The organism is Pseudoalteromonas luteoviolacea NCIMB 1944, from assembly GCF_001625565.1.
In the GTDB taxonomy this organism is placed as follows: Bacteria; Pseudomonadota; Gammaproteobacteria; order Enterobacterales; family Alteromonadaceae; genus Pseudoalteromonas; species Pseudoalteromonas luteoviolacea_F.
In genome coordinates, this window is sequence record NZ_AUXS01000016.1 from 125,217 (window position 1) to 146,253 (window position 21,037).

A 21,037-nucleotide genomic window follows, 5' to 3' on the forward strand; every position below is an offset into this window, starting at 1 on the left:
AAGGGAGATTTTATATCTAGCTTTCATTTGCCATCACCAAAAGTAAACTACACGGTGCAGTTTTTCACATCCAATATAAAAAGTAAACTATGCAGTGCAACTTTTTTTAAATTCAGCTACACTAGCCTCGTCAAAATGAGGAGTTAACAATGAAGCTGTCCGAAAAAAAACGTCTGCAAATCATTCAAGCAGCAGAGCTTTTATTCGCTGAACATGGAGCACAACAAACCAGTATGGATTTGGTGGCACAAACTGCCGAAGTATCAAAACGCACGGTTTACAATCATTTTGATAGCAAAGAAGCGCTTCTTTATGCCGTGATCGAAAACATGCTCGACCAAGTAACTCAAGAGCAGGAGTTGATCTATACAAATGACAAAACTATGCGCCAACAGCTTATAGAGATTGCACGCTCCGAAGCAAAAATGCTGACTTCAGCGCCCTTTTTACGTATCGCCCGGGTTGCGTTTTTAGAGTTACTGCAAAATCCTGATATGGCAGTACATTTGAATAACACCAAAGTCGGTTGTATGCGCTATTTTGAAACCTTCATAGATCATGCAATTGCGGCTGAGCAACTTGAAATAGACGATATTACATTTGCGACCAAGCAGTTTGTCTTTCAACTTAAATCATTCATATTCTACCCACGCCTGTATGGTTTTGAGATGGATGCCCATATTACCGAAGATAAAATCATTGAAGAGACAGTGGATACATTTCTAGCTCGCTACCAAGTCAAAGGTGGTAAATAAAAATGAAGCTGGGTAAACGACTTGCTCAAATAAGTGCATTGGTTGATGACCGCTATACCCATATATGGGATTGCTGCTGCGATCACGGCCTACTTGGTGCCAACCTGCTCGATAAAGGCCTCAATGCTAAAATTCACTTTGTCGATATTGTGCCGCACTTGATGCAAGCCCTGGAAACGAAATTACGGCAATTCTATCTACACAAAAGCGACCAGTGGCAAACCCATTGTTTGGACGTCGCCAAGTTGCCACTAAGTGAAAAGCAAGGCAAACACTTAGTGATTATTGCAGGTGTAGGCGGCGATCTGTGTAGTGCCTTTGTGAAACAAATACTAGCCGATCACCCTAATGCAGACATCGAATTTTTGCTCTGCCCTGTGCATCATTTATATGCATTGAGGCAAGATCTCAATAGTCTTGAACTACATTTAATCGACGAAGTATTGATCAAAGAAAACAAACGCCATTACGAGTTGCTAAAACTATCAAATAAAGCAGCTCGCCAAACAGTATTTGACGACATCTCGCCTGTTGGTGAAAAAATTTGGTATTACCGTGACGAGCAAACCCGTGCTGTGGCATCAGAATACCTCAGTAAAACCATTGCACACTATAAGCGTATAGACCAAGGTAGTGGCGATGTCTCTGCCATTGTTGCAGCCTATGAAAATGTTGAGCTCATAGCCGAGTAATCCTTTACGTCGCCTTTTAGAAATATTTAACTACGATATACATGCCTAACATATTGCCGCTTTAACCATGAACATATGAGTATAACTGGCCACAGTATCAAAAAGTAGCCAAGAGAAAACAACGCGCCGGTAATTGGCGCAAAATTACGCCCCGTATCGGATATTACTCGTTGCATCGCTTTTTGTTGCTCAGGTGTTTGTTATTGAGGGGCGTTTATCGTATAAATATCCCGATATAGGCCGTCAGGGAAACACATTCTATCCGTTTTAACACCACCCAAACGCTCTACTAAAGCGCGAGCGGGGGCATTATCGTCATTCATATACGTTTGCACATGTTCAAAATTCAGCTCGTCATATGCATGTTTTATCGCGGCTTCTGACGCTTCAACGGCATAGCCTTTGCCACGACCTTCGGGTAGCAACCACCATGTCAGTTCAGTTGGCCAGTTGTAACCACGCCAAAAGCCACATGTACCAATATACTTTCCCGTTGCTTTTTCCTGCACGACCCACACACCGAAACCATACAAATACCAACAACCTAAATCGGCTTTAAGCCTTGCCAGTACTTGCGCCGGTTCGATGGGGCCACCGTACATTTTTGATGCGCCTGCGTCGGTATAAAACTGTAAATAGGCATCGAGGCTATCCGTTGTGGGCGCAACTAATTTCAGCCGCTCTGTTTCTAATGTTGTTATTGTTGTCATGTATATCATCCAAATTAATGTTCTTTTGAGAGCGCCAGTCTCGCTGCTAGTGCTAGGAATAACGTGCCTAGAATACCGTCAAAGTGTTGCGCAAGTTTAAATTTGCCAGCAAAAATGCTCGCTACTTTGCTGAAAATAATAGAAAAAGCAAAGTTAACTAGCAAAACGATTGTACATAGTAGTACACCTAAGGTGATGATTTGAGGCACCATAGGCTGCGTATCATTTGTAAATTGAACTAAAAACACGCTAAAAAACAAAATGGCTTTAGGGTTCATTAAATTATTTAAAAACCCTTTGATAAGAAGGTTTCGAGAAGACAAAGGTGTGGCTTTAACGGACGCTTGTGGTTGTTTTTTATTTATCCACCAAGTTTTTAGCATATTCACGCCAAGCCAAGCTAGATATAAGGCGCCGAGTAATTTTACCAGCATTATTAACGGTGGAAACTGTTGCATTAATTGACCTAAGCCTAAAGCAACACCCAATGTTTGCAACAGGCCCGCAATAAAAATTCCCAGTGATATCCTCACCCCAGCCAAAAAACCTTGCCCTGAAGAGTAAGCCGAAATCAACACCAAATCAGGCCCAGGTGAAATCGCAAGAAGTAAGCACGTCATGGCAAACAGTGGCAAAATCGAAAGCTCTAGCATTTATACAATCTCCATCATTATTGCTGCAAAAAACCGACAATTTTGCCACACATTGTCTATCTAAATAAATCACCTTTAATTATTGATTTTATTGGCCCTGATCCTCGCTAAGTCGCAGGGGACTGATTTTTAATATTTGTAGTGGCTTCTGAGGCACTTTGCTGACTACGAGCATGGCCATACCAATTCACTTTGCGTGTTAAAATCATTACCAAAGACAACACCATAAAACACATTAAGCTGCCCATCAATAGTGCATAATCTTCTGCACCTAACATACTATAGAGCAGGCTATACAACATGATTAGACCGGCACTGAAGTAGAGCCCTAGTTTTAAACTTTTGAGTATCCCGGTAACATACCAGCCAAGTAAACCTGTCGCACTTAACGTGGAAATTAGATAAGCAGCGCCAAATCCGAGATGCTCACTTAATGAGATAAGGAGTAGATAGAAGATTGCTAACGCAAGTCCGACAAAGCCATATTGCACAGGATGGATCGGCTCTGAACGCACCAGCTCGAGCAGGAAAAAGCTTGCCATTACCAACAAAATAACCAGTAAGGCATAATTGATTGCTCGATGACTTTTCAAATAGTGGTCGACCGGATCCACTAACGCAACCCCCATAGTTCGGCTGTATAACATCTGACATTGACTGCGCATGACACAATTAGTAAAAATGCTTTGCATATTGGTGGAGAAATAACTCGCCTGCCAGCGTGCTGTAAATGACTCGTCACTGATTTCAGAGCTCAAAGGCAAATACTCACCTTCAAAACTTGGGTGAGGCCAGTTGGCAGACATACTCAAATGCGTTTCACTGCCAAGCGGCGACAATGAAAGCCGTGTCATCCCTTGTAAATGCAGATCTGCTGAAAAGGTTAAAGTCTCGTTCGCCAATTGCGACACTGAGATTGGCGCGTGTACGCCCTCTTGAATACTGTTTAAAAGTGACCCCGGTAATATATCTACTTCTTGGCCAGACACTTTTAATATTGAATCTAACCCGATACCTCTAATGTCCTCGATACCAAATACCAAGCTTGCACTTATCACTTGCTCTGCTCGCAGTGCGTGTAGATGAGCAATCGAGAACTCACCTGAGATGGTGTTGATAGAGCGATACAAGGTCGCTTTATAAATACTCCGGTATTTTTCAAATGTATCTAATTTGCTGTGTATTTTAAGCGTTTCAGGTAACACAAAGGCTTTGTCCTTAATCACCTTGGTTTCATTTTTCAGCTCGACTTCTCGCTCAAATTCGATATATAAAAATGGACCGATTAAACGTTGCTCATCACTACTGCTTTTAGCTATCTCCCGCTGGACCTGTTGCTGCATTTGGCTGCGCTCATCAATCAAGTCTTTTATCAGCATCAAAGGTATCATCAGAAAGATAATAATCCCGATTAAGGTCGCAAACTTTACGCCCATTTTTTCTTTGTTTTGGTTATTCATGATTAACTCCTTAGGTTTACCAACAGTCTAATAACCTTATTTGGCTTACTCGTGGAGTTATTGTGGAGTCTTTATGGAGTTTTCACTGCCAACGTCACTTCGACTCCCTTGTTGCGGTTGCGAATTTGCAAGTAACCAAAATGTAGCTTGGCCACTTGATCAACAAAGTTAAGTCCAAGCCCTGTACTTTTATTGCCGTTGGCTCTTGGCAATGAATAAAAACGTTCGGTCAATCGAGCTAGCGCATAGTCTGGGATTGGCGCCCCTTCATTAAAAATAACGAAACAACAATGTTCATCTCGCTGCACTATGTGCACTTCAAGCGCCCCGCCTTGAGTAACAAAATCTAGTGCATTATCAAACAGATTAAGTAAAGCTTGGCGCAGTAAAAAGATATCGCCGACAATAGCAATACTATGTGTATCATCAAATTGATATTTAACCGCTTTTTGTTCCATCTTGATGTTCAGCGTATCTGCAACATAGTGTACTAAATCGGCGCTATTAATATCACTTGTCTGTTCAAGTTCAGGCTGTTTTTCTAGTTTTGCCAGCACCAATAGTTTGTCAATCAAAGACTGCATGCGCTCAGACTCGCGCTCAATATTTGTCGCGAATCGCTGTCGTTTAGCCTCTTCTAGCGGCATCTGTAATAGTTCACTGGCTCCTTTTATCCCTGAGAGCGGGCTTTTCAATTCGTGGGTCAGTGTTTCAACATATGACTCAACGTAATTTTTACCATCGAGTTGATTTCGCATATCCGCCAGAGCATCGCTGAGCTGCCCATATTCATAAAATACTCTAAAAACTGGCTTTGCCGCCTTTTCTCCCTGCCCCATTTTATAAGCGTATACAGAGAGTTTTTTCAATGCTGAGTTAATGCGCCACGCAATCACGGCTCCAACCAATAACACCAGCACACTCATGACCGCGAGCCAATTAATTACTCGCTGTTTTGACAGGTCAATAAATGGCTGTACAGAGCGGTTCGCTTTGGCAACCGTTAAACTCCCAATGGTTTGGCCTTGGTATATGACTGGCGCCGCCACATGCATCACCGTTGAAAGCGGATCATTTGGATCTGTCGCGGTGGAACGAGCGCCGTATTGTCCCCTAAGGGTAAGATACACATCATTCCAGCGCGAAAAATCACGCCCAATGTCCTGTTGCCAAGAATCCGCAACCACAATACCTGACATATCAGTGACATAAATTCGGTGAGTCATGGATTTCTTATCGACTCCCCAGATCGCCGCATCGACACTTCTATTACCAAACTGCTGAATTAAATGGGCAATTTTACTACTTTGTAAGGTCTCATTAGCCAGGTCATCAGCCACCAACACAGCGAGCAAATTTGCCATATCAACGAGCGTTTCTTCTGTAGTTTGACGCACTGTCGGTTTGATTTCTTTGAGCAGTGTTGAACTGACAAAATAGGTCGTCATGATCACAATGACGAAATAGAGCAAAAATAGTCTCAGTCCCAGTGGAATTTTAGGCCAGCGCTGCATCGTACTTCCTAGTCTTCAAAGTAATAACCAAAACCGCGTTTGGTTTTTAAGTTATCACTCATTTGCACAGTTTTCAGCTTATTGCGAATAGATTTGATATGCGAATCAATATTTCGCTCATATGCCTCTTCAATCGGCATATCGGCAAAGTCCATCAGCTGTTGGCGGCTTAGAACACGTGATGATGCGGTGATCAGCGCTTTAAGCAACCGAAACTCCAATGCAGTCAGACCTAATGCGACACCATTTTTATGATAGTCGTAATTTTCTTCTGTTAAGTCGGACGTGGTTATATCTTTGACGTGTGATAGCGTTTGCTGTCTAGGATTCAGTCTTAATTTTATTCGCGCTAACATCTCTCTTGGACTAAATGGTTTAGTGACATAGTCATCAGCACCTATTTCCAACCCAACAACACGATCAATTTCGTCTGATCGCGCCGTCAAAAAAATAATTGGTAGAGCAGAAAACGCGCGGATCTGCTTACAAAGCTCAAAACCATTGCCATCAGGTAAGCCAACATCAAGCACCAATAGATCAGCATGTGCTGAGCGCAAATATTCAATTCCCGCGCCTGCGGTATTGAACCAGTTAACCTCAAAGCCATCCAGCTCCAATACGTGTGTTAATGTATCCGCGATTGCCGGTTCATCTTCAATAATGACTATATTCAAGGCGCCCCCTAGAGATGCTTTACAGTGTATGATCGTTTTTGAGCCGCTTAGTATAGGGCAGCAGGTCACAATCTTCTATAAAAGTATTTAAAAAACGGTAGCTTACACTGAGAAATCATCACTGCTTCGACATGTATTTAACGACTCTAACAGCGACAGGGCTGTCAATGTCTTGGAGTGTTTTCATGATGCACCGAAAAGACCAATCCGCCGATCTGTTGCCAGAGCCGGCTCCAATCAGCGGCATCGCTATTTCCTTAAAACCATGTTGCTGAGCGAGATTTAATGCATTTTTTACTGATTGGCTTACAGAGTATTCGGTGGCAAACCAACATAAATTAATCCCCGCAACATGAATAATCCCTTTGTAATTCAAATCACCGGCGGATGTAAAACGCGCTTCCCCAAGTGGAATTGCCCCATAGTTTGCCACTTCTTTAAAAGGCTCTGTGCCTGCTTTTCGTTTGATTGCCCCGGAGACCCCTTGTGGTAAAAGTAACCACCAAGGAATGATATTGCGATTCCAACTATTGACGATCGCATCAACATTTTGCTCCAAAAGATCCCCATGCACTACCGTTACTCTGACGCTCATAATCCCTTGTCACCCAGCTGTGTATACACTTCAATCACCACAGGTATTACGGATAAAACCAAAAGAGCAGCCATAACGTAATTAAAATATACTCTAGATTTTTGCTGCTTTAATACACGTTGAAGAACAGACCCACACAAAAGCCAAGTACCAACACAGGGGAATGCTGCAACCAAAAATATCAATGCAATTGTCATGTTTTGGCCGTAATAACCTTCACCTAATGAAGTAAAAGCAGCAATTGCGCCAGTTGCGACAACCCATGCCTTCGCATTTACCCATTGAAATAAAGCCCCGTTAATAAACGTAAGTGGTGTTTGCGCTTGTGATTCCATAGTTTCACCGCCTGAGCGGGCAATAAGCCAAGCGAGATACAGTAAATAGGCAATGCCCGCACACTTAATCACAAAATGTAAGTCTGGGAACCAGTTAAATACTTGTCCAAAGCCCAGCCCCACCACCAGCAACATCACACTAAATCCAACGCAAATTCCCGACAGCAAGGGTAAGGTTTTTTTAATACCAAAATTTAGGGCACTGGTCATCACCATAATGTTATTTGGCCCCGGTGTGATTGACGTGGAAATTGCGAATAGGGTGACAGCAATCAAATACTCCATTTTCAGTATTTCCTTAAGCAGCATTGTGTTAATCAAATCAATATCACTATACAAGCATATTTTTTCAAACAAAGTATATAAAAAACGTCGAGCCTTAATCACTCTATCGCAATTTGCAGAAACAATTTATTGGCCGCTATTTTCTTTCAACGCTTTCACTTCAAAGGGTTTGGTCTAGAGTTAAAGTTGAATAACCCAGAAACAACATTTGTTGTCTCGATGCTGAATATGCAAGGAATAGGACCATATGACCTACACAAAGTTACTTGTCGTTGACGATGATGCAATTGATAGAAAAACAGTGATAAAAACACTCTCTAGCGAGCAACAACATTATGATATTGTCGAGGCCAGTAGCCTTATTGAAGCATATCAACTCATTCAAGAGATACAAGTTGACGTGATCTTACTTGATTTCAACATGCCGCTGGTCAACGGTGTCGAAGCAATTATCGAGTTAAGAGGCAATTGCTATCTAAAACATACTGCAATCGTGATGACCTGTAATATCTATGATCAACAACTTGCTTTGGATTGCATTAATGCAGGCGCGCAAGACTTTTTACTCAAGCAAGAAATCACCGGCTCTCAGTTAGCACGCTCCATATTACAAGCTCGAAAACGTCATGAACTAGAGCAGCAATTACATGAGAGTTACATACATATCAAAGAATTGGCTGAGAGAGATTCTTTGACTGGTTTGCACAATCGCTTCCATTTCGAAGAAATGTTGAATCGTCTGCTTTGCTCCCGAGCTCGCCGCCAAAACGAATTAACCGCTGTAATGATGTTAGACCTCAATAAATTCAAACATATTAACGACAATTTCGGTCACCATACCGGTGATAGATTGCTTGGCGCTATATCTGGTAGAATAAAAGAGGTATTGCGTGAAAACGAGTTACTTGCCCGCTTAGGTGGAGATGAGTTTGCATTTGCTTGTGGTGAACTATCATCAATATCGCAAGCACAAGTTATTGCTAGGCGCATACTCGCTACCCTTGATACGCCTTTTGAGATTGCCGGTCATGCGCTGCATTGCAGTGGCAGTATTGGCATTGCCATCGCGCCTTATAATGCAGAGCACAGTCAAGATCTGATGAAACTAGCAGATATTGCAATGTACCGAGCAAAGCGCAAATCAGGCGAGCAGATTGAAATTTTTCAAGATAACATTCAGGCGCCTTTTTTACTTAAATACAAAGTAGAAGCCGAGCTGCGTCAAGCGGTTAGCAATAAAGAGTTTGATATTAAATACCAGCCTATTATTGACAGAGAATCCGAAAAAATCGTGATTCTCGAAGCCTTGCTACGCTGGCCTATTGCAACAACCACTCAACTACCTGCCGAGTTTATTCCCATTGCCGAAGAAGCCGATTTGCTCCAGTCAATTGGCCAATGGGTTTTGGAATCAGCATTTAAACATTTCGCCGCTATGCTGCAAAATCAGCAGTACCAATTTAAGCTCGCGATCAATGTTTCGCCAGGCCAGTTAAGCAAAAGTGGCTTTGCTTATATGGTGATAGAAGCACTTACTAGATTTCAAATACCACCGGAACGACTGATACTCGAATTAACCGAAGAAGCCCTATTGCAAAATTCATCAATGATCAATGAAACCCTAGCCAGTCTCGCTGAGCAGGGAATTGGGCTAGCGCTAGACGACTTTGGTACTGGCTTTTCGTCTTTACCTTATCTGCTTAAATCTCCCATAAAAATAGTAAAAATTGACCGTTCGATAATCCAAAGTATTTCGCAGCCGGACTCAACCAGTCACGACATGCTTAAAGGACTGACTTACATGCTCACTAAATTAGACTTTGATATTGTCGCTGAGGGTGTTGAAACAAGCCCACAATCAACAACCTGTGCAGATTTAAATATTAATTTGCTGCAAGGTTTTTTATATTACCAACCCATGAGTGAACACAAAGTAAAACAATTGCTTGAAGATGAAAATAACACTAACCATTTAACGGTAGTGAACAGCAATTCACCTTTGAATCAAGGCACAAAAAAGTAACGCTGATAGCCTGTAAAGCGCCTTCAATTCTTGATAAAGATATGCGTAGTAAAGGCGCTTGCGCGTCAACTTGAACTATTAGGCTATACGAAAAAAGAAGCGCCTAATTCGTTTGAAGGCAACAGTGTTTTAATTGATGGCGCAAAGCTATACTGGGATTGCTGCGCAACTTGCCCCACATTCCTATACACCACTTATTGCATAGCAATTCGATAGCTATAGATATTAAATGGCTCATCAGCTGTTCGAATCGACCATCAAGGTTAGTTGCTCTGTTAAATTGTCAACGCCATAGGCGCCTTTAATAAAGTAGCCTTTGACTTGTGAGTAACTCAACGCCATTTTTCTATCTTGCTCTCTTTCCGAGCTACTGAACATAACAATGATGATTGAATCAAGGCTCAGCTTTTTCACCACCCCCTCAAAGACTTTTAAAAATTCAAAGCCCCCCATAAGTGGCATATTGATATCTAAAAATATAAACTTTGGCGGATAAACCTCATCGCTCATTGCAGCATGTTGTTCACCGTCTTCAAAAAATTCTACTGCATTGACGCCATCACACGCTTCAAATACCTTGCTAATTGGTAATTTCGAGTCTCTTAGCTGCCGCTTTAAAATGTACCTATCATCTTCATTGTCATCAACTATCAATATTGAAAATGGCGTCATTGTTTATTCATTCCTTTTAATTTGAATAGTAAATCGAGTTCCCTGATCGGAAGTTTCAAACTTGATATACCCCTTCAATTTATCAACGTGTTTTTTGACAATTGCAAGACCAAGTCCGGATCCAGAAGATAGCTGAGGGTGGAATCGCTTAAACATATCATAGACTTGATGATGATACGCTGTTGGTATGCCAACACCGTTGTCTTCAACTTCAAGTGTGATCCTATCATGGTCATTATCTTTCATAGTAACAGTGACAAAACACTGTTTTTTGGCAACATCTTTGTACTTAAAAGAGTTAGATACTAAGTTTTCAATGATTTGCTTATAGCGCACTCGCTGCCCAAATATTTTGGTGTCGTCCATATCGACAGTCATAGTCAGAACACACTGTTCAGCGTGATAGAAAGCGTTTACTTTTGCTGTCACTTCATCTAGTAAATCATGGATATCAAAAAATTCATCTCTTTCTTTGACCAAGTCAACACGAGTTAAAGACAGCACATCGTCGACCAGAGATTCCAACTTAGACATTTGATTAAAAATACGTTCAACACTGCTTGTTGCTTCTTGTAAATTACCGCTTTCTATATCTTCCAATACGTACTGAGCAAGCTGCTTAGACGCGGTCAGCGGTGACTTTAAGTCATGTGAGGTACGGTAAGAAAACTCACTGAGGTCTTCATTTGCTGCCTCAATTTTTTCTAAGTTGTCGTTCAGTTTAACCCGCATTGTTTCCAACGAGCGGCTCAGAACAGCAAACTCTGTTGGCGACTCTATCTCCAGCTTATTATCTAGCTTTAACATTGACACATTTTCTGAAAACTGCGTGATTTTAGTCAGTGGGTTTAGAAATAAATATCTATAGATAAAGGAGGTTATGACAAAAAGTAGCACTAATATAAACGCACACACCCAAAATACAGCGAAGCCAATTTCATGTAAAAGCCCGCTGGTCATAGATAGCGGATAAATACCGTAGATTTCCCACCCCCAAGGTGAGAATACGTGTTTGGAATAGATATAACGCTCCGGACCTATTTTCACCACATTGACACCATCAATGATATCAAAGCCGATTGCGCTTAACTGCGCCTGAGGATCTCCCTTTAAATAACCCTCTTTGTAAAACCACTTATCAAAGGTCTTATCAAAAATTAAAAAACTGCCGTCGTAGTGTTCATAGCTTTGTTTAACCTCCAACAGCACCTCTTTTTTATACGCATTTACATAACTCGGATAGCCATCTAGTTTGTTTTTAATTAAGGTCTGATTTCGTGACTCGACATGCAAGCCGATAAAATCTGTTGTATGCATATCATTTAACAGTGTTAATTTTTCGAAAGTTGTCCGCTCAATAAACTGATATGCAATCAACCCCACCGCTGCAGGGCCAAGTACCATTAAAGGGAAAAATATTATAAATAATAGATACTTAAGTTTCATTTTATCGCTCGTTAATGATACACATGCTCGCCCGCTATTTTGAGCAAGCTAAAGGGTATAACAACGCCCAACGACGTGGCGGTTTTGACGTTAAACGCCAGAATATTCTTTGACGCAGAACGAATTTCAATTTTACTAGCAGGCGTACCACTTAATATTTTAACGACAATTTTGGCGATTTCCTTCCCTGTCCACTCAGGATCAGGAATAACCGTAAATAACGCACCTTGTTGCACCGATCTAATATTTGCACCATACAAAATAGGTTTCAAAATAGACATAGCAGGGACAAATTCACTTTTTTCGCTAAGCGGCCCATTCACAGACCAGAAAAAGTCCACTTGTGATTGAATCGCGCTTGCGGCTTGATACGCCGCTAAATAAGTATCATCTAGTGAGGCATTACTCACATCCTGATATTCAATGACCTTTTTAGTTAATTGGATATTTTTATATTGTTTCGCTATTACCTCAATCCTGCGTATGTCTGTCAAAGCAGCTGGGTATGTGGTCGCAACAATACCAATGTTAACTTTATCATTCTTAAATAGTTGATTGACGATTTCTAACTTAGTGCCGCGCCTTACTGAGTATGCTCTACCCGTAATAAAGTGACTGCTGGAATTGTCACCCATGGTAAGCCCGGCACCTTCTGGATCAGCCACTGTCACAAACACCATAGGGATACCTTGATTGGCCAGCAGCTTTTTACCTATTTTCGCAGCGAGTGTGCCATTAGCGATCAGTAAATCAAAACAGCGACAAGCAAGTTTTTCTTGAATATGCGCAGCTATGATGGCGCTTTGCCCTTTGCCATCAAATACCTCAATTTCCAATTGGTTATCCAATCGTTGTAAATGAGTTATTACTTGCTTGGTGTGAGTGGTGACGATAGGCACTTGAAGCGTCTCGACAATCAATATTTTTCGAGCTTCGGCATTTAACGCAAATGCCAATAAACACATTAATAAGAATCGGCCTATAATCACACTATATCTCCTTGCGACACTCTCGAGGATGTAGTTATTTACTCAATGTCGACCTACTCGAGCGCATTTACTTTTTCAGATACCATCAGCTTTTTCGAGACAGAAAAATGAAGCTTACTGCCTTGACCACATTCATTATCTGAAAAATAGATATCTCCACGATGTTTGTTAACGATTCTTTTTGCAGTAGCCAACCCTAACCCAGAACCTGCGTAAGTTTCACTATTGTGTAAACGGGCTAACGGCTCAAACACTTTATGCCTTAGTTGTGGTGGGATACCAATGCCGTTATCTTGTACGGTGAAGTGCCAACACGTTTCATCACACTGGCAAGAGATATCAATAAATGGCTGACTTTCAGAGTATTTAAGGGAGTTTTCTAATATGTTTTGAAACAACTGTACAACAAAGCTCGGGATCGCAGTAATGGATGGCAAATCTGACCAGGCTATTTTAGCACTTGAGGATTCAATTTGAGTGGTGAGATTCGATATTGCTATTTCAACACACTTGTTAAAATCCGTTTTTTCGAAAAGGTGAGAATCGTCTAAATCTAATTGGGTATAACAAACCAACGCATCAATTAACCCGTACATCTGCAATGATGATTGATTGATCAGTGTCAGTTTATCTAACACATTTGCCGGAACACATTGATGGTAATTTTGCACAATTACTTGGCTCATTTTTCGAACCGCGTTTGCTGGCTGTTTTAAATCATGCGCCAATACATATGCAAACTGCGAAAGTTCTCTATTTTTTTCCTCAATTCTGCGATGCAATCGCGCAGAGTGTATGGCTGAATTAATTGATTTCATCAATGACAAGTGTGTGAGGCCGCCTTTGCTTATATAGTCTGATGCGCCATTTTTGATTGACTCCGCAGCCACGGTTTCACTGCCCTGCCCGGTGAGCATAATAACGGGCAATAGCGGAAACTGTTTATTAATCGCCGATAACGTCATTAATCCATCGGTGCCGGGTAATGAATAATCTAGCAGAACAATGTCAACCTGATGGCTTTTCAGTATGTCTAAGCCATGTTCACCTGACTCGGCCTCTAAAACATGCCAATGGGAACCATCGCTCGTCAGTGTTCTCTTTAAAAAATAGCGATCGTCCTCACTATCATCCACTATCAAAACATTCAATACGTCCATCTATACTCCTTTATACCTCACCCCAAACCAAATTAGCGTTTTACTGGCTTAAGCTGTGCTCAAGCTCCTGCCTTAACGGCTCTTATTTTTAAATCTAGGCCCTGCCCTTGCGTCGCTCTCAACACGGCATACTTCCATATAATGACCGCAAGATATTCTCATTGCTTTTAAACTGATTTTTCTTGTGCTTGTATACGCTCCCTCAAAAATGATAGGTAAGCGCTTTAGTATCCGTGTTTATTTAGGTAATTACGCAACATGTACAACCTTTCAGTCATTCGACCCATGCTTTTTAAGGTACATTGAACACCAGCTATTCGTCCCCGTCGCGCTTGGGCGCTTAACTTCAAAAAAGTATAGTAAATCACTGGCTAAGTTTTCCATGTAAACTAAAAAATGTATCTTGCCACTGACTGCATAGCCACTATTTCGCGCGGCTCTTAAGTAACCATAGCCAACGTATATTGGTACCTTTTGCTGCCGACCAAGGCATCTCAAAAAAAGCATCCTTAATTAAGATAAACATCAACTAAGAGTAATACTAAGTTAGTAAATAAATAGCCACTTCGCTAGCCAAATATTTACTCCTAAACTAGGCTGATTATTAACACTAAAGTACATCATAAGATCAGGCCACAGCCACCGTGGTGACAGGGAGCACAGCAAATGAATATATTGCTGGTTGATGATGAAAAAATTGACCGTGAGCTGGTGAAAGAAGCCTTATTTTGCTCAGGGAAAAAATTTAATATAAAAGAAGCAATTAGCGCCGAGGACGGGCTTACTGCTATCGCACAAGATGAATTCGACATTGTATTGTTGGATTATCAAATGCCCAAGCAAAATGGGCTTCAACTGTTGATGACATTAAAATCGAAAAACATCTGCGAGGATTGTGCGATCATTATGATCACAAACAATAGAGATGAAGAATTGCTGGTTAATTGCATCAATGCCGGTGCCCAAGATTTATTACTTAAAGATGAAGTCACTTCAACCCAACTCATTAGATGCATCAAACAATCTCAAAGAAGAATAGACTTACAGAACAAACTTACTCATAGCTATCAACAAGTTAAACAACTAGCTGAGCGCGATACATTAACCGGGCTTTTTAACCGCAGATATTTTGAAAATGCACTCACCTCGCTGTTGGTCAATATGCGCAGTCTCGACGGGTATGTGGTTGTGATGTTGTTAGATATCGATGGGTTCAAATTGATTAATGACAGTTTAGGGCACTCAGCTGGCGATGTTGTTTTAAAGGAGTTTGCTAACCGGGTTAAGTCAAGCTTTCGAGAAAGCCCCTTATTCGCAAGGCTTGGTGGGGATGAATTTGCATTCGTATTTTCTGGCGTCAGGGACTCAAACGCGGCTTTGGCGATATCTGAGCGACTGCTGTCTAGCTTCGATGAGCCATTCCACTATGATAAACATCAAATTCACAGCACTGCCAGCATAGGTATTACGCTTTGCGCTTCAAAAACCACATCGGAAGACATGCTAAAACAAGCTGATATCGCCATGTATAAGGCAAAAAAGCAAAAAGAAAACAAAGCCTGCTTTTTTGATGAGTCCTTGGAACGAGAGTTTTATCGGCTATTTCAAATTGAAAACGAACTTAGGACCGTGATAAAAAACCACAATTTTGACGTTTTTTTTCAACCTATCTTTAATACGACAGGCACCAAAATTATTGCCATCGAAGCCCTTGTGAGACTCCCAGTCGGTGACTCCAAAGCCTCGCCAGCTGAGTTTATCATTGCTTCAGAAAAACTCCGACTGATTGAAACGTTTGGCAGGATGATCATTCAAAAATCTCTGGCTAAGTACGCACAACTGGTCAATATGACAAACTCCAATAACATAGCACTGTCAATCAACCTCTCCCCTTTGCAAATTCATGATTTAAACCTCAACGCATTTATCGTCGAGCAAGCTAAATTAAATCACGTCAACCTCAGCAATGTCATTGTTGAAGTGACCGAGACCGCACTGCTAGAGAATAATACAGCGACTTTAGAAACACTGAAGTTAATTAAAAGCAGCGGGTGTCAAATTGCTCTCGATGACTTTGGCACTGGATTTTCCTCTATATCGCATTTGTTAAATTACCCAATTGATATCGTTAAACTCGATAAAAGTTTAATTGAGAGAACAGTAGACGATAAAAAAGCCCAAGCGATGCTGGATGGACTCACATCCATGTTACATGGGATCTCAATCGAAACGGTCGCAGAAGGCGTAGAGTGCAAAGCGCATGTGGATGTGTGCCAACGAGCTGGAGTGTCTCGCCTGCAAGGGTATTTTTTTGGCAAGCCTATGCCAGTTGATTCATTAATCGAGTGTATCTTAAATAGCTCGTTCTAAGCCTAAGTGCACTGTATACGCGACTCAGTGCACCTATAATTGTTGTATTACGCTTTTTTGACGAACTTTGCAGTCACCATCATTTCACCAACACCATCGACCTTACAATCAAGCTCGTGATCTTTTTTATCCAACACACGCCTAACTAGCGCTTTAGTGCCTATTTTTATAACCTGTGAACTGCCTTTTATTTTAAGGTCTTTAATCACAGTCACTTTGTCGCCATCGACAAGTAAGGTGCCATTGGCATCTTTTACTTGTGGCGTATCATCTTCCTCAGATTCTGACGGGTCCCACTCATAAGCGCACTCTGGACAGATTAATTGGCTCTGATCCTGATAAACATACTCAGAGTTACACTTCGGACAAGGAGGGCAAGACATACTTTACTGCCTATATAAGTTTCTTTGTGCGCATGATAATCCCTCCTTGGCAACATCGCGAGAAAAATTCCACGCAATGTGGGAATTTTTTAACACAAACGATTATTCCCCTGATTTTGATCAAACGGCTATTGTCGTAATAACCTGCAAACTATCAGTTTAGTAACCTACTAACTCTCCGTAACCTGCACCTGAAAATCCTCCGTGACTCAACACTCGTCCCTCCCAATAAGGAATACTCAGTTTATTGCGTGAGTCAGGGTTAATACTCTGAATGTCGATTGGCTCAAAACCCTCGACTCTGAGCCGCCAACGCGTTGGGTAAGTAACATCTGCCAATTGAATATGCTCCAAGACCTCCAGCGCAACTTGATCATTGTCAAATGCCCGAGTTTGTCCATTTTCATCAATCGCCGTCGCACTGCAATATTCATAACCACGACTCGATGAGCGAATGCAAAACGCCATTAACCCACCATCAGCGGGGTTGTCCGCTTGCAAACTAAACCAGTCCCACCCCGCTTGGCTCGGATCAATAAATGCTGATGACCACTCTCTATCAAGCCAAGCTCGCCCTTTGACAGTGTGGTATTGAGAGTCAAATTCCACTTCACCTGTGACATCTAAAAATGGATAGCTGTAATACATTGACGCATGACCGTCCTGAGTTTTTTGACTATACCCCTGCTTGCCATGCAAGACTCTTGGACTGTTATCGAGCTGTAGTGCAACACGATATCCGTTTTCGCTGGCAGTTAAGCTCAAAGGTAGAAAGGACTCATCAACACTTTCCAATGACCAGCTCTTCAGCCTAGCTTCAAATGGAAATGCACTAATCGTAACATCTGATACTCTACCCGATTTTTCGAATGCCACATGCTGCGTGTCAGTTTGCACCGCAAAGTGGGCAAAATAGAATTGCCCATCCCACCAAGGGCTCGATATATCAGAAGAGATATCTGGCATACTTACTCTAAACAAAGTCCATTGCACACCAAACTTTTCACCTGTGGTGCTTTCTAAATTTGCGGTCACATACCACCACTCAATGCCTTGCTTAGGGTGACTGCCATGATCTTTAGGAAACGCCAAAGTGGTCCCTGGCTCTACCGCCTCACCACTTTGCAAGGAAAAAAGATGAGCACTTGGTGGCGGATTTGTTACTTCACCATCCATTTTTAATAGCGCCGTAATCACCAACACAAAACCTATTATTATTGCTATAAACTTTGTTTTCATTTGACTCTCTATAGCTTTGCTACACTGTCTGCGATGTTACGTTTTAGCAGCCTTAGCATAGGTAATGCGCCAACAAACATGGCCAGACTTAATACAACAAGGCTAAACGCGAATATACTCTTCCAATCCAATATCATGGCCATGCTCCAACCAAATGCCAAAGGCATCACATAAGTCAGGAGCACCCACCCCAATAAAATCCCTAATGGGATTGCCAATGCAATGGTTACTGTCAAAATAATCAAGGTTTGCAGCAGTTTGGCCCGCAATAATTGTGAACGAGTCACTCCCAAAGTTTGCAGCACTGCCATAGGTTGAAGTTGACGCCTTCCCAGTGTCAAAAAGCTCACCCATACACCAAATAATGCGATTAACATGATAAATATGTTTAACGCATGAGTGACGCTAAACGTGTTTTCAAACAGTTGTTTTGCATACTGCTTAAACACTTTATTCACGCTCACTTGAGTGCGCTCAATGGACATTTGCTCAACTAGATATTCAGTTACTGTATTTATATCGTCGTCATTGATGAGCGAAAGTGAAAAGCCAAACGCTTGATACTTAAAACCACTGTGTTCTATGACACTTGTGGCGGTCAATAATGTCGCTTCCTGCTCGCCGTAGTCATAAAATACCCCAGAGACCAAACATTCAAACACCTGCCGTCCTTGTCTAACCTCAACAATACGCCCGGTTTCAATGCCATATAAACGCCAACCAGGCTCATTTACCAAGCACCTAGGCATACTCGCTTGATGAGGTGATATGTGCTGCGCCGTCACCTTGTGGCCGCCCAATAAGGTAACATGCTGATGAAAGCTTGCGTCACGGCCAAAACTAACGAGTTTAAGTGGTATTTGTTTACTCTCATCAATCAGTTCGCTGCGAGCTTGCCAATACACCCCCACTCTCTCCACTTGGGGCATTTGCGCCAGTTGACTATGCATTTGTGTGCTAACCTCTGCTGGGCGTACATATAAATCAGCACTTAACCTGCTTTCCAAATGGCCATCCAGAGTATGGCTAAAGCTTTTGACCATCACCAACATACCAATTGCAGCGCCCATTGCCATCAAAGTTGCCAAGACAGCACTTAACAAAGATTTAAGTTGCCCCTGACTATCGCCTTTGAGCCACAGTATCAAAGGCGATTGCACAGGCCAGCGAGTTGAAAACACTCGAGTGATCACACCCGGTGTAATGCAAAAGAAAATCAACAATATAACCGCACATAGAAACAAGGCCACAAGTTTACTTTTTGCAAACAAGGCAAGTAATACCGCGCCACTACAAAGTCCAGATAATATAAGCCACGTAACGCCTTTTTTCGCGAATAAGCGGGTTAGTCGATGTGAAAGAAAGAAGCCTGACAACACCGCGATATTTAGCACAAAACCTAGCGCCACCATCGACCAATTCAATTGGACTGTCAATGCTCTGTCTAACTGGTAAAAACTGCGCAGAACCTGCGTGACATCAGCAACCAACACATTGGCCAGTGAAACACCAAATAATGCCCCCAAATAGGCACACACAAGCCCAAGTAATCCCAGCTCTATAAACATGGCTTGCCTTAACCTGCTCGGTTGGCAGCCCATCAAATACAACTGTTTATGCAAGGTTGTCCTAGCAGAAAACGCCAGCTTAACTGCATTAAAGCTTAAAAATGCACCAACGATATACCCCAGCAGTGCCAGAGCTTGGAGGTTAAAGAAAAATGGCCCTGAAAGCGTGTCAAAGGCCTGTGAGTCGGCCCGCTCGAGCCTCGCGCTACCTTGCAGCGCTTGGTTTAAGTTAGTGGTGGCGGTTTCATCTAAGTCAAACACCTCTAAATAGCTCACTTCTCCGTTGGCATTAAGCAATCTATCGGCCAAACTTATGTCCATAAGCGCTTGATAACCCAACCCTTCAAATGGTGAAATATGATAGCTGACGCCATTGATATTAAGTCTGTTCGAGCCTAACCTTGCAATCATTTTGGGGTCTAAAAAAACCGTATCAAATAGCGCTTTGCGACTAAGGTTTTGTGCATTCAACCCAGCTTGTGAGCTTGGTGCCGATTGTGACGCCCAATGAAGTAAATTGACACCTTTGATGCTGAGCCATTTGTTATTTTCGAGTTGGACCCGACCCTCTAAGACGACTTCAAAATGAATGTTGGTTTGGCGGGACAACTGTTTTCTCACCGTCTCAGGGAGGCGTTCTGTGCCGAGGTTAGGTTTAATAAAGTGAGTAACAGGAACTGCGAGTAACGCGCTGCTATTGGTATAACGCTTCGAAGCTTCTAGATTTAAGCCATAAATAGCACTTATCAAAGCCGTGCCCAAGCTAAAACCAAGTATAAAAAGTAAAAAAAGCCCCTTGTGACGAAGGTAAAACTGCCAATAAGCGAAAAATATAAGCTTAAATTCAGTCATGTAGCTGCCCATTTTTGAGCCTCAGCTGCCTTTCAAACTGAACGGCCAGTTTTTCACTGTGCGTAACCATTACTAAGTTAATTTGATGCTCTTTGCATAATGATTGCAATAGCTCAAGCACCTCTTGACTGCGCTCGCTGTCTAAATTTCCGGTTGGTTCATCTGCCAATATCACCTTGGGCTGGTTGATAATGGCCCTTGCAATACCAACTCGTTGTTGCTCCCCGCCACTCAACTCACAGGGCAAAGCCATAAGCTTGTGCGCTATGCCGAGTCGCTCAGCGAGAGTAGAAAGCGTTTGTTGTGATACTTCTAGACCGTTTAAACGCGCTTGAAAGGTAATATTATCCGCCACGTTCAACGCTTCAAGCAGTTGGTAGTGCTGAAATATCACTCCAATTTGACGCCGATAAAGGGCAAGCTGATTATCATCAAACCCAGAGATGACGGTACCATTAACTTTGATTTCACCGCTGTCAGGCATCAATAACCCGGCCAGCAAATTTAACAGAGTCGTTTTTCCCGACCCACTGTCGCCTACCAAGGCGACCTGTTGCGCGCCCTCAATTGTCACAGAAACATTATTAATAATGCGTCGTTGAGCCGCACCATCGGCTCTAGAAAATACAACATTTTTTAACTGGATCATGTCAGCCTCGAGA

At 42.1% G+C, this 21,037-nt stretch carries 19 protein-coding genes; 4 read left to right on the forward strand and 15 right to left on the reverse strand.

The features are described 5' to 3' along the window. The first annotated feature begins 149 nt into the window (after nucleotides 1–149). Both N483_RS05475 and N483_RS05480 read left to right on the forward strand, forming a co-directional pair. Nucleotides 150–755, forward strand: coding sequence for a TetR/AcrR family transcriptional regulator (locus tag N483_RS05475; RefSeq protein ID WP_023402064.1), 606 nt, complete (start codon nucleotides 150–152; stop codon nucleotides 753–755). 2 nt (nucleotides 756–757) lie between these two features. Continuing rightward, a complete protein-coding gene (locus tag N483_RS05480) occupies nucleotides 758–1,447 on the forward strand; it encodes a tRNA (adenine(22)-N(1))-methyltransferase (protein WP_023402063.1) in 690 nt (229 codons plus the stop codon). Between the two features lie 200 nt (nucleotides 1,448–1,647). On the opposite strand, the gene N483_RS05485 is transcribed toward N483_RS05480, so the two are convergent. The 7 genes from N483_RS05485 to N483_RS05515 form a co-directional block, all read right to left on the reverse strand. Beyond that, complete coding sequence (locus N483_RS05485; RefSeq protein ID WP_023402062.1) at nucleotides 1,648–2,157, reverse strand: GNAT family N-acetyltransferase; 510 nt, start codon at nucleotides 2,155–2,157, stop codon at nucleotides 1,648–1,650. Nucleotides 2,158–2,171: 14 nt separating this feature from the next. Then, on the reverse strand, nucleotides 2,172–2,810 hold the full coding sequence (locus N483_RS05490) for a LysE family translocator (protein WP_023402061.1): 639 nt from the start codon (nucleotides 2,808–2,810) through the stop codon (nucleotides 2,172–2,174). Nucleotides 2,811–2,917: 107 nt separating this feature from the next. Continuing rightward, entirely contained in the window at nucleotides 2,918–4,270 is a 1,353-nt protein-coding gene (creD, locus tag N483_RS05495; protein ID WP_023402060.1) for a cell envelope integrity protein CreD, read from the reverse strand. A 71-nt stretch (nucleotides 4,271–4,341) separates the two neighbouring features. Next, nucleotides 4,342–5,784 (reverse strand): two-component system sensor histidine kinase CreC, encoded by a 1,443-nt coding sequence (gene creC, locus N483_RS05500; protein ID WP_023402059.1) that lies wholly within the window; start codon nucleotides 5,782–5,784, stop codon nucleotides 4,342–4,344. Between the two features lie 8 nt (nucleotides 5,785–5,792). Beyond that, nucleotides 5,793–6,458 (reverse strand): response regulator, encoded by a 666-nt coding sequence (locus N483_RS05505; protein ID WP_023402058.1) that lies wholly within the window; start codon nucleotides 6,456–6,458, stop codon nucleotides 5,793–5,795. Nucleotides 6,459–6,576: 118 nt separating this feature from the next. Next, nucleotides 6,577–7,053 carry a macro domain-containing protein gene (locus N483_RS05510; RefSeq protein WP_023402057.1) on the reverse strand — a complete coding sequence of 159 codons (477 nt, stop codon included), beginning with the start codon at nucleotides 7,051–7,053 and terminating at the stop codon, nucleotides 6,577–6,579. Next, nucleotides 7,050–7,673: a LysE family translocator gene (locus N483_RS05515; protein ID WP_023402056.1), complete on the reverse strand. Its 624-nt coding sequence runs from the start codon at nucleotides 7,671–7,673 to the stop codon at nucleotides 7,050–7,052. The genes N483_RS05510 and N483_RS05515 overlap by 4 nt, the downstream gene beginning before the upstream one ends. 247 nt (nucleotides 7,674–7,920) lie before the next feature. Here N483_RS05515 and N483_RS05520 point away from each other — a divergent pair, with 247 nt between their 5' ends. Next, entirely contained in the window at nucleotides 7,921–9,696 is a 1,776-nt protein-coding gene (locus N483_RS05520) for a GGDEF domain-containing response regulator (RefSeq protein WP_023402055.1), read from the forward strand. Between the two features lie 237 nt (nucleotides 9,697–9,933). Here the strand turns inward: N483_RS05520 and N483_RS05525 are convergent, their stop codons facing one another. The 4 genes from N483_RS05525 to N483_RS05540 are packed head-to-tail and all read right to left on the reverse strand — an operon-like array spanning nucleotide 9,934 to nucleotide 13,963. Next, nucleotides 9,934–10,368 (reverse strand): response regulator, encoded by a 435-nt coding sequence (locus tag N483_RS05525; RefSeq protein ID WP_023402054.1) that lies wholly within the window; start codon nucleotides 10,366–10,368, stop codon nucleotides 9,934–9,936. A gap of 3 nt (nucleotides 10,369–10,371) precedes the next feature. Continuing rightward, nucleotides 10,372–11,814, reverse strand: a complete 1,443-nt coding sequence (locus N483_RS05530; RefSeq protein ID WP_023402053.1) for a sensor histidine kinase — start codon at nucleotides 11,812–11,814, stop codon at nucleotides 10,372–10,374. Between the two features lie 11 nt (nucleotides 11,815–11,825). After that, nucleotides 11,826–12,803, reverse strand: a complete 978-nt coding sequence (locus tag N483_RS05535; RefSeq protein WP_023402052.1) for an ABC transporter substrate-binding protein — start codon at nucleotides 12,801–12,803, stop codon at nucleotides 11,826–11,828. A gap of 53 nt (nucleotides 12,804–12,856) precedes the next feature. Next, complete coding sequence (locus N483_RS05540) at nucleotides 12,857–13,963, reverse strand: hybrid sensor histidine kinase/response regulator (protein ID WP_023402051.1); 1,107 nt, start codon at nucleotides 13,961–13,963, stop codon at nucleotides 12,857–12,859. A 666-nt stretch (nucleotides 13,964–14,629) separates the two neighbouring features. Between N483_RS05540 and N483_RS05550 the strand changes: the two genes are divergently transcribed. Then, nucleotides 14,630–16,333, forward strand: a complete 1,704-nt coding sequence (locus tag N483_RS05550) for a GGDEF domain-containing response regulator (RefSeq protein WP_023402049.1) — start codon at nucleotides 14,630–14,632, stop codon at nucleotides 16,331–16,333. A 47-nt stretch (nucleotides 16,334–16,380) separates the two neighbouring features. Here N483_RS05550 and N483_RS05555 read toward each other — a convergent pair whose 3' ends face one another. The 4 genes from N483_RS05555 to N483_RS05570 form a co-directional block, all read right to left on the reverse strand. Continuing rightward, nucleotides 16,381–16,716 carry a zinc ribbon domain-containing protein YjdM gene (locus N483_RS05555; RefSeq protein ID WP_023402048.1) on the reverse strand — a complete coding sequence of 112 codons (336 nt, stop codon included), beginning with the start codon at nucleotides 16,714–16,716 and terminating at the stop codon, nucleotides 16,381–16,383. A gap of 159 nt (nucleotides 16,717–16,875) precedes the next feature. Continuing rightward, a complete protein-coding gene (locus tag N483_RS05560) occupies nucleotides 16,876–17,955 on the reverse strand; it encodes a lipocalin-like domain-containing protein (RefSeq protein ID WP_023402047.1) in 1,080 nt (359 codons plus the stop codon). 8 nt (nucleotides 17,956–17,963) lie between these two features. After that, on the reverse strand, nucleotides 17,964–20,375 hold the full coding sequence (locus tag N483_RS05565) for an ABC transporter permease (RefSeq protein WP_036977336.1): 2,412 nt from the start codon (nucleotides 20,373–20,375) through the stop codon (nucleotides 17,964–17,966). Then, entirely contained in the window at nucleotides 20,368–21,024 is a 657-nt protein-coding gene (locus N483_RS05570; RefSeq protein ID WP_023402045.1) for an ABC transporter ATP-binding protein, read from the reverse strand. Before N483_RS05570 ends, N483_RS05565 begins: the two co-directional genes overlap by 8 nt. Nucleotides 21,025–21,037: the final 13 nt, after the last annotated feature.

What these genes read in the sequence shown, in the direction of transcription:
- N483_RS05480 (WP_023402063.1), top strand. Translation starts at nt 758, where the DNA reads ATGAAGCTGGGTAAACGACTTGCTCAAATAAGTGCATTGGTTGATGAC.
- N483_RS05515 (WP_023402056.1), bottom strand. Translation starts at nt 7,673, where the DNA reads ATGGAGTATTTGATTGCTGTCACCCTATTCGCAATTTCCACGTCAATC.
- N483_RS05550 (WP_023402049.1), top strand. Translation starts at nt 14,630, where the DNA reads ATGAATATATTGCTGGTTGATGATGAAAAAATTGACCGTGAGCTGGTG.
- N483_RS05570 (WP_023402045.1), bottom strand. Translation starts at nt 21,024, where the DNA reads ATGATCCAGTTAAAAAATGTTGTATTTTCTAGAGCCGATGGTGCGGCT.
- N483_RS05560 (WP_023402047.1), bottom strand. Translation starts at nt 17,955, where the DNA reads ATGAAAACAAAGTTTATAGCAATAATAATAGGTTTTGTGTTGGTGATT.
- creC (WP_023402059.1), bottom strand. Translation starts at nt 5,784, where the DNA reads ATGCAGCGCTGGCCTAAAATTCCACTGGGACTGAGACTATTTTTGCTC.
- N483_RS05565 (WP_036977336.1), bottom strand. Translation starts at nt 20,375, where the DNA reads ATGACTGAATTTAAGCTTATATTTTTCGCTTATTGGCAGTTTTACCTT.
- N483_RS05520 (WP_023402055.1), top strand. Translation starts at nt 7,921, where the DNA reads ATGACCTACACAAAGTTACTTGTCGTTGACGATGATGCAATTGATAGA.
- N483_RS05525 (WP_023402054.1), bottom strand. Translation starts at nt 10,368, where the DNA reads ATGACGCCATTTTCAATATTGATAGTTGATGACAATGAAGATGATAGG.
- N483_RS05475 (WP_023402064.1), top strand. Translation starts at nt 150, where the DNA reads ATGAAGCTGTCCGAAAAAAAACGTCTGCAAATCATTCAAGCAGCAGAG.
- creD (WP_023402060.1), bottom strand. Translation starts at nt 4,270, where the DNA reads ATGAATAACCAAAACAAAGAAAAAATGGGCGTAAAGTTTGCGACCTTA.
- N483_RS05530 (WP_023402053.1), bottom strand. Translation starts at nt 11,814, where the DNA reads ATGAAACTTAAGTATCTATTATTTATAATATTTTTCCCTTTAATGGTA.
- N483_RS05485 (WP_023402062.1), bottom strand. Translation starts at nt 2,157, where the DNA reads ATGACAACAATAACAACATTAGAAACAGAGCGGCTGAAATTAGTTGCG.
- N483_RS05540 (WP_023402051.1), bottom strand. Translation starts at nt 13,963, where the DNA reads ATGGACGTATTGAATGTTTTGATAGTGGATGATAGTGAGGACGATCGC.
- N483_RS05555 (WP_023402048.1), bottom strand. Translation starts at nt 16,716, where the DNA reads ATGTCTTGCCCTCCTTGTCCGAAGTGTAACTCTGAGTATGTTTATCAG.
- N483_RS05490 (WP_023402061.1), bottom strand. Translation starts at nt 2,810, where the DNA reads ATGCTAGAGCTTTCGATTTTGCCACTGTTTGCCATGACGTGCTTACTT.
- N483_RS05510 (WP_023402057.1), bottom strand. Translation starts at nt 7,053, where the DNA reads ATGAGCGTCAGAGTAACGGTAGTGCATGGGGATCTTTTGGAGCAAAAT.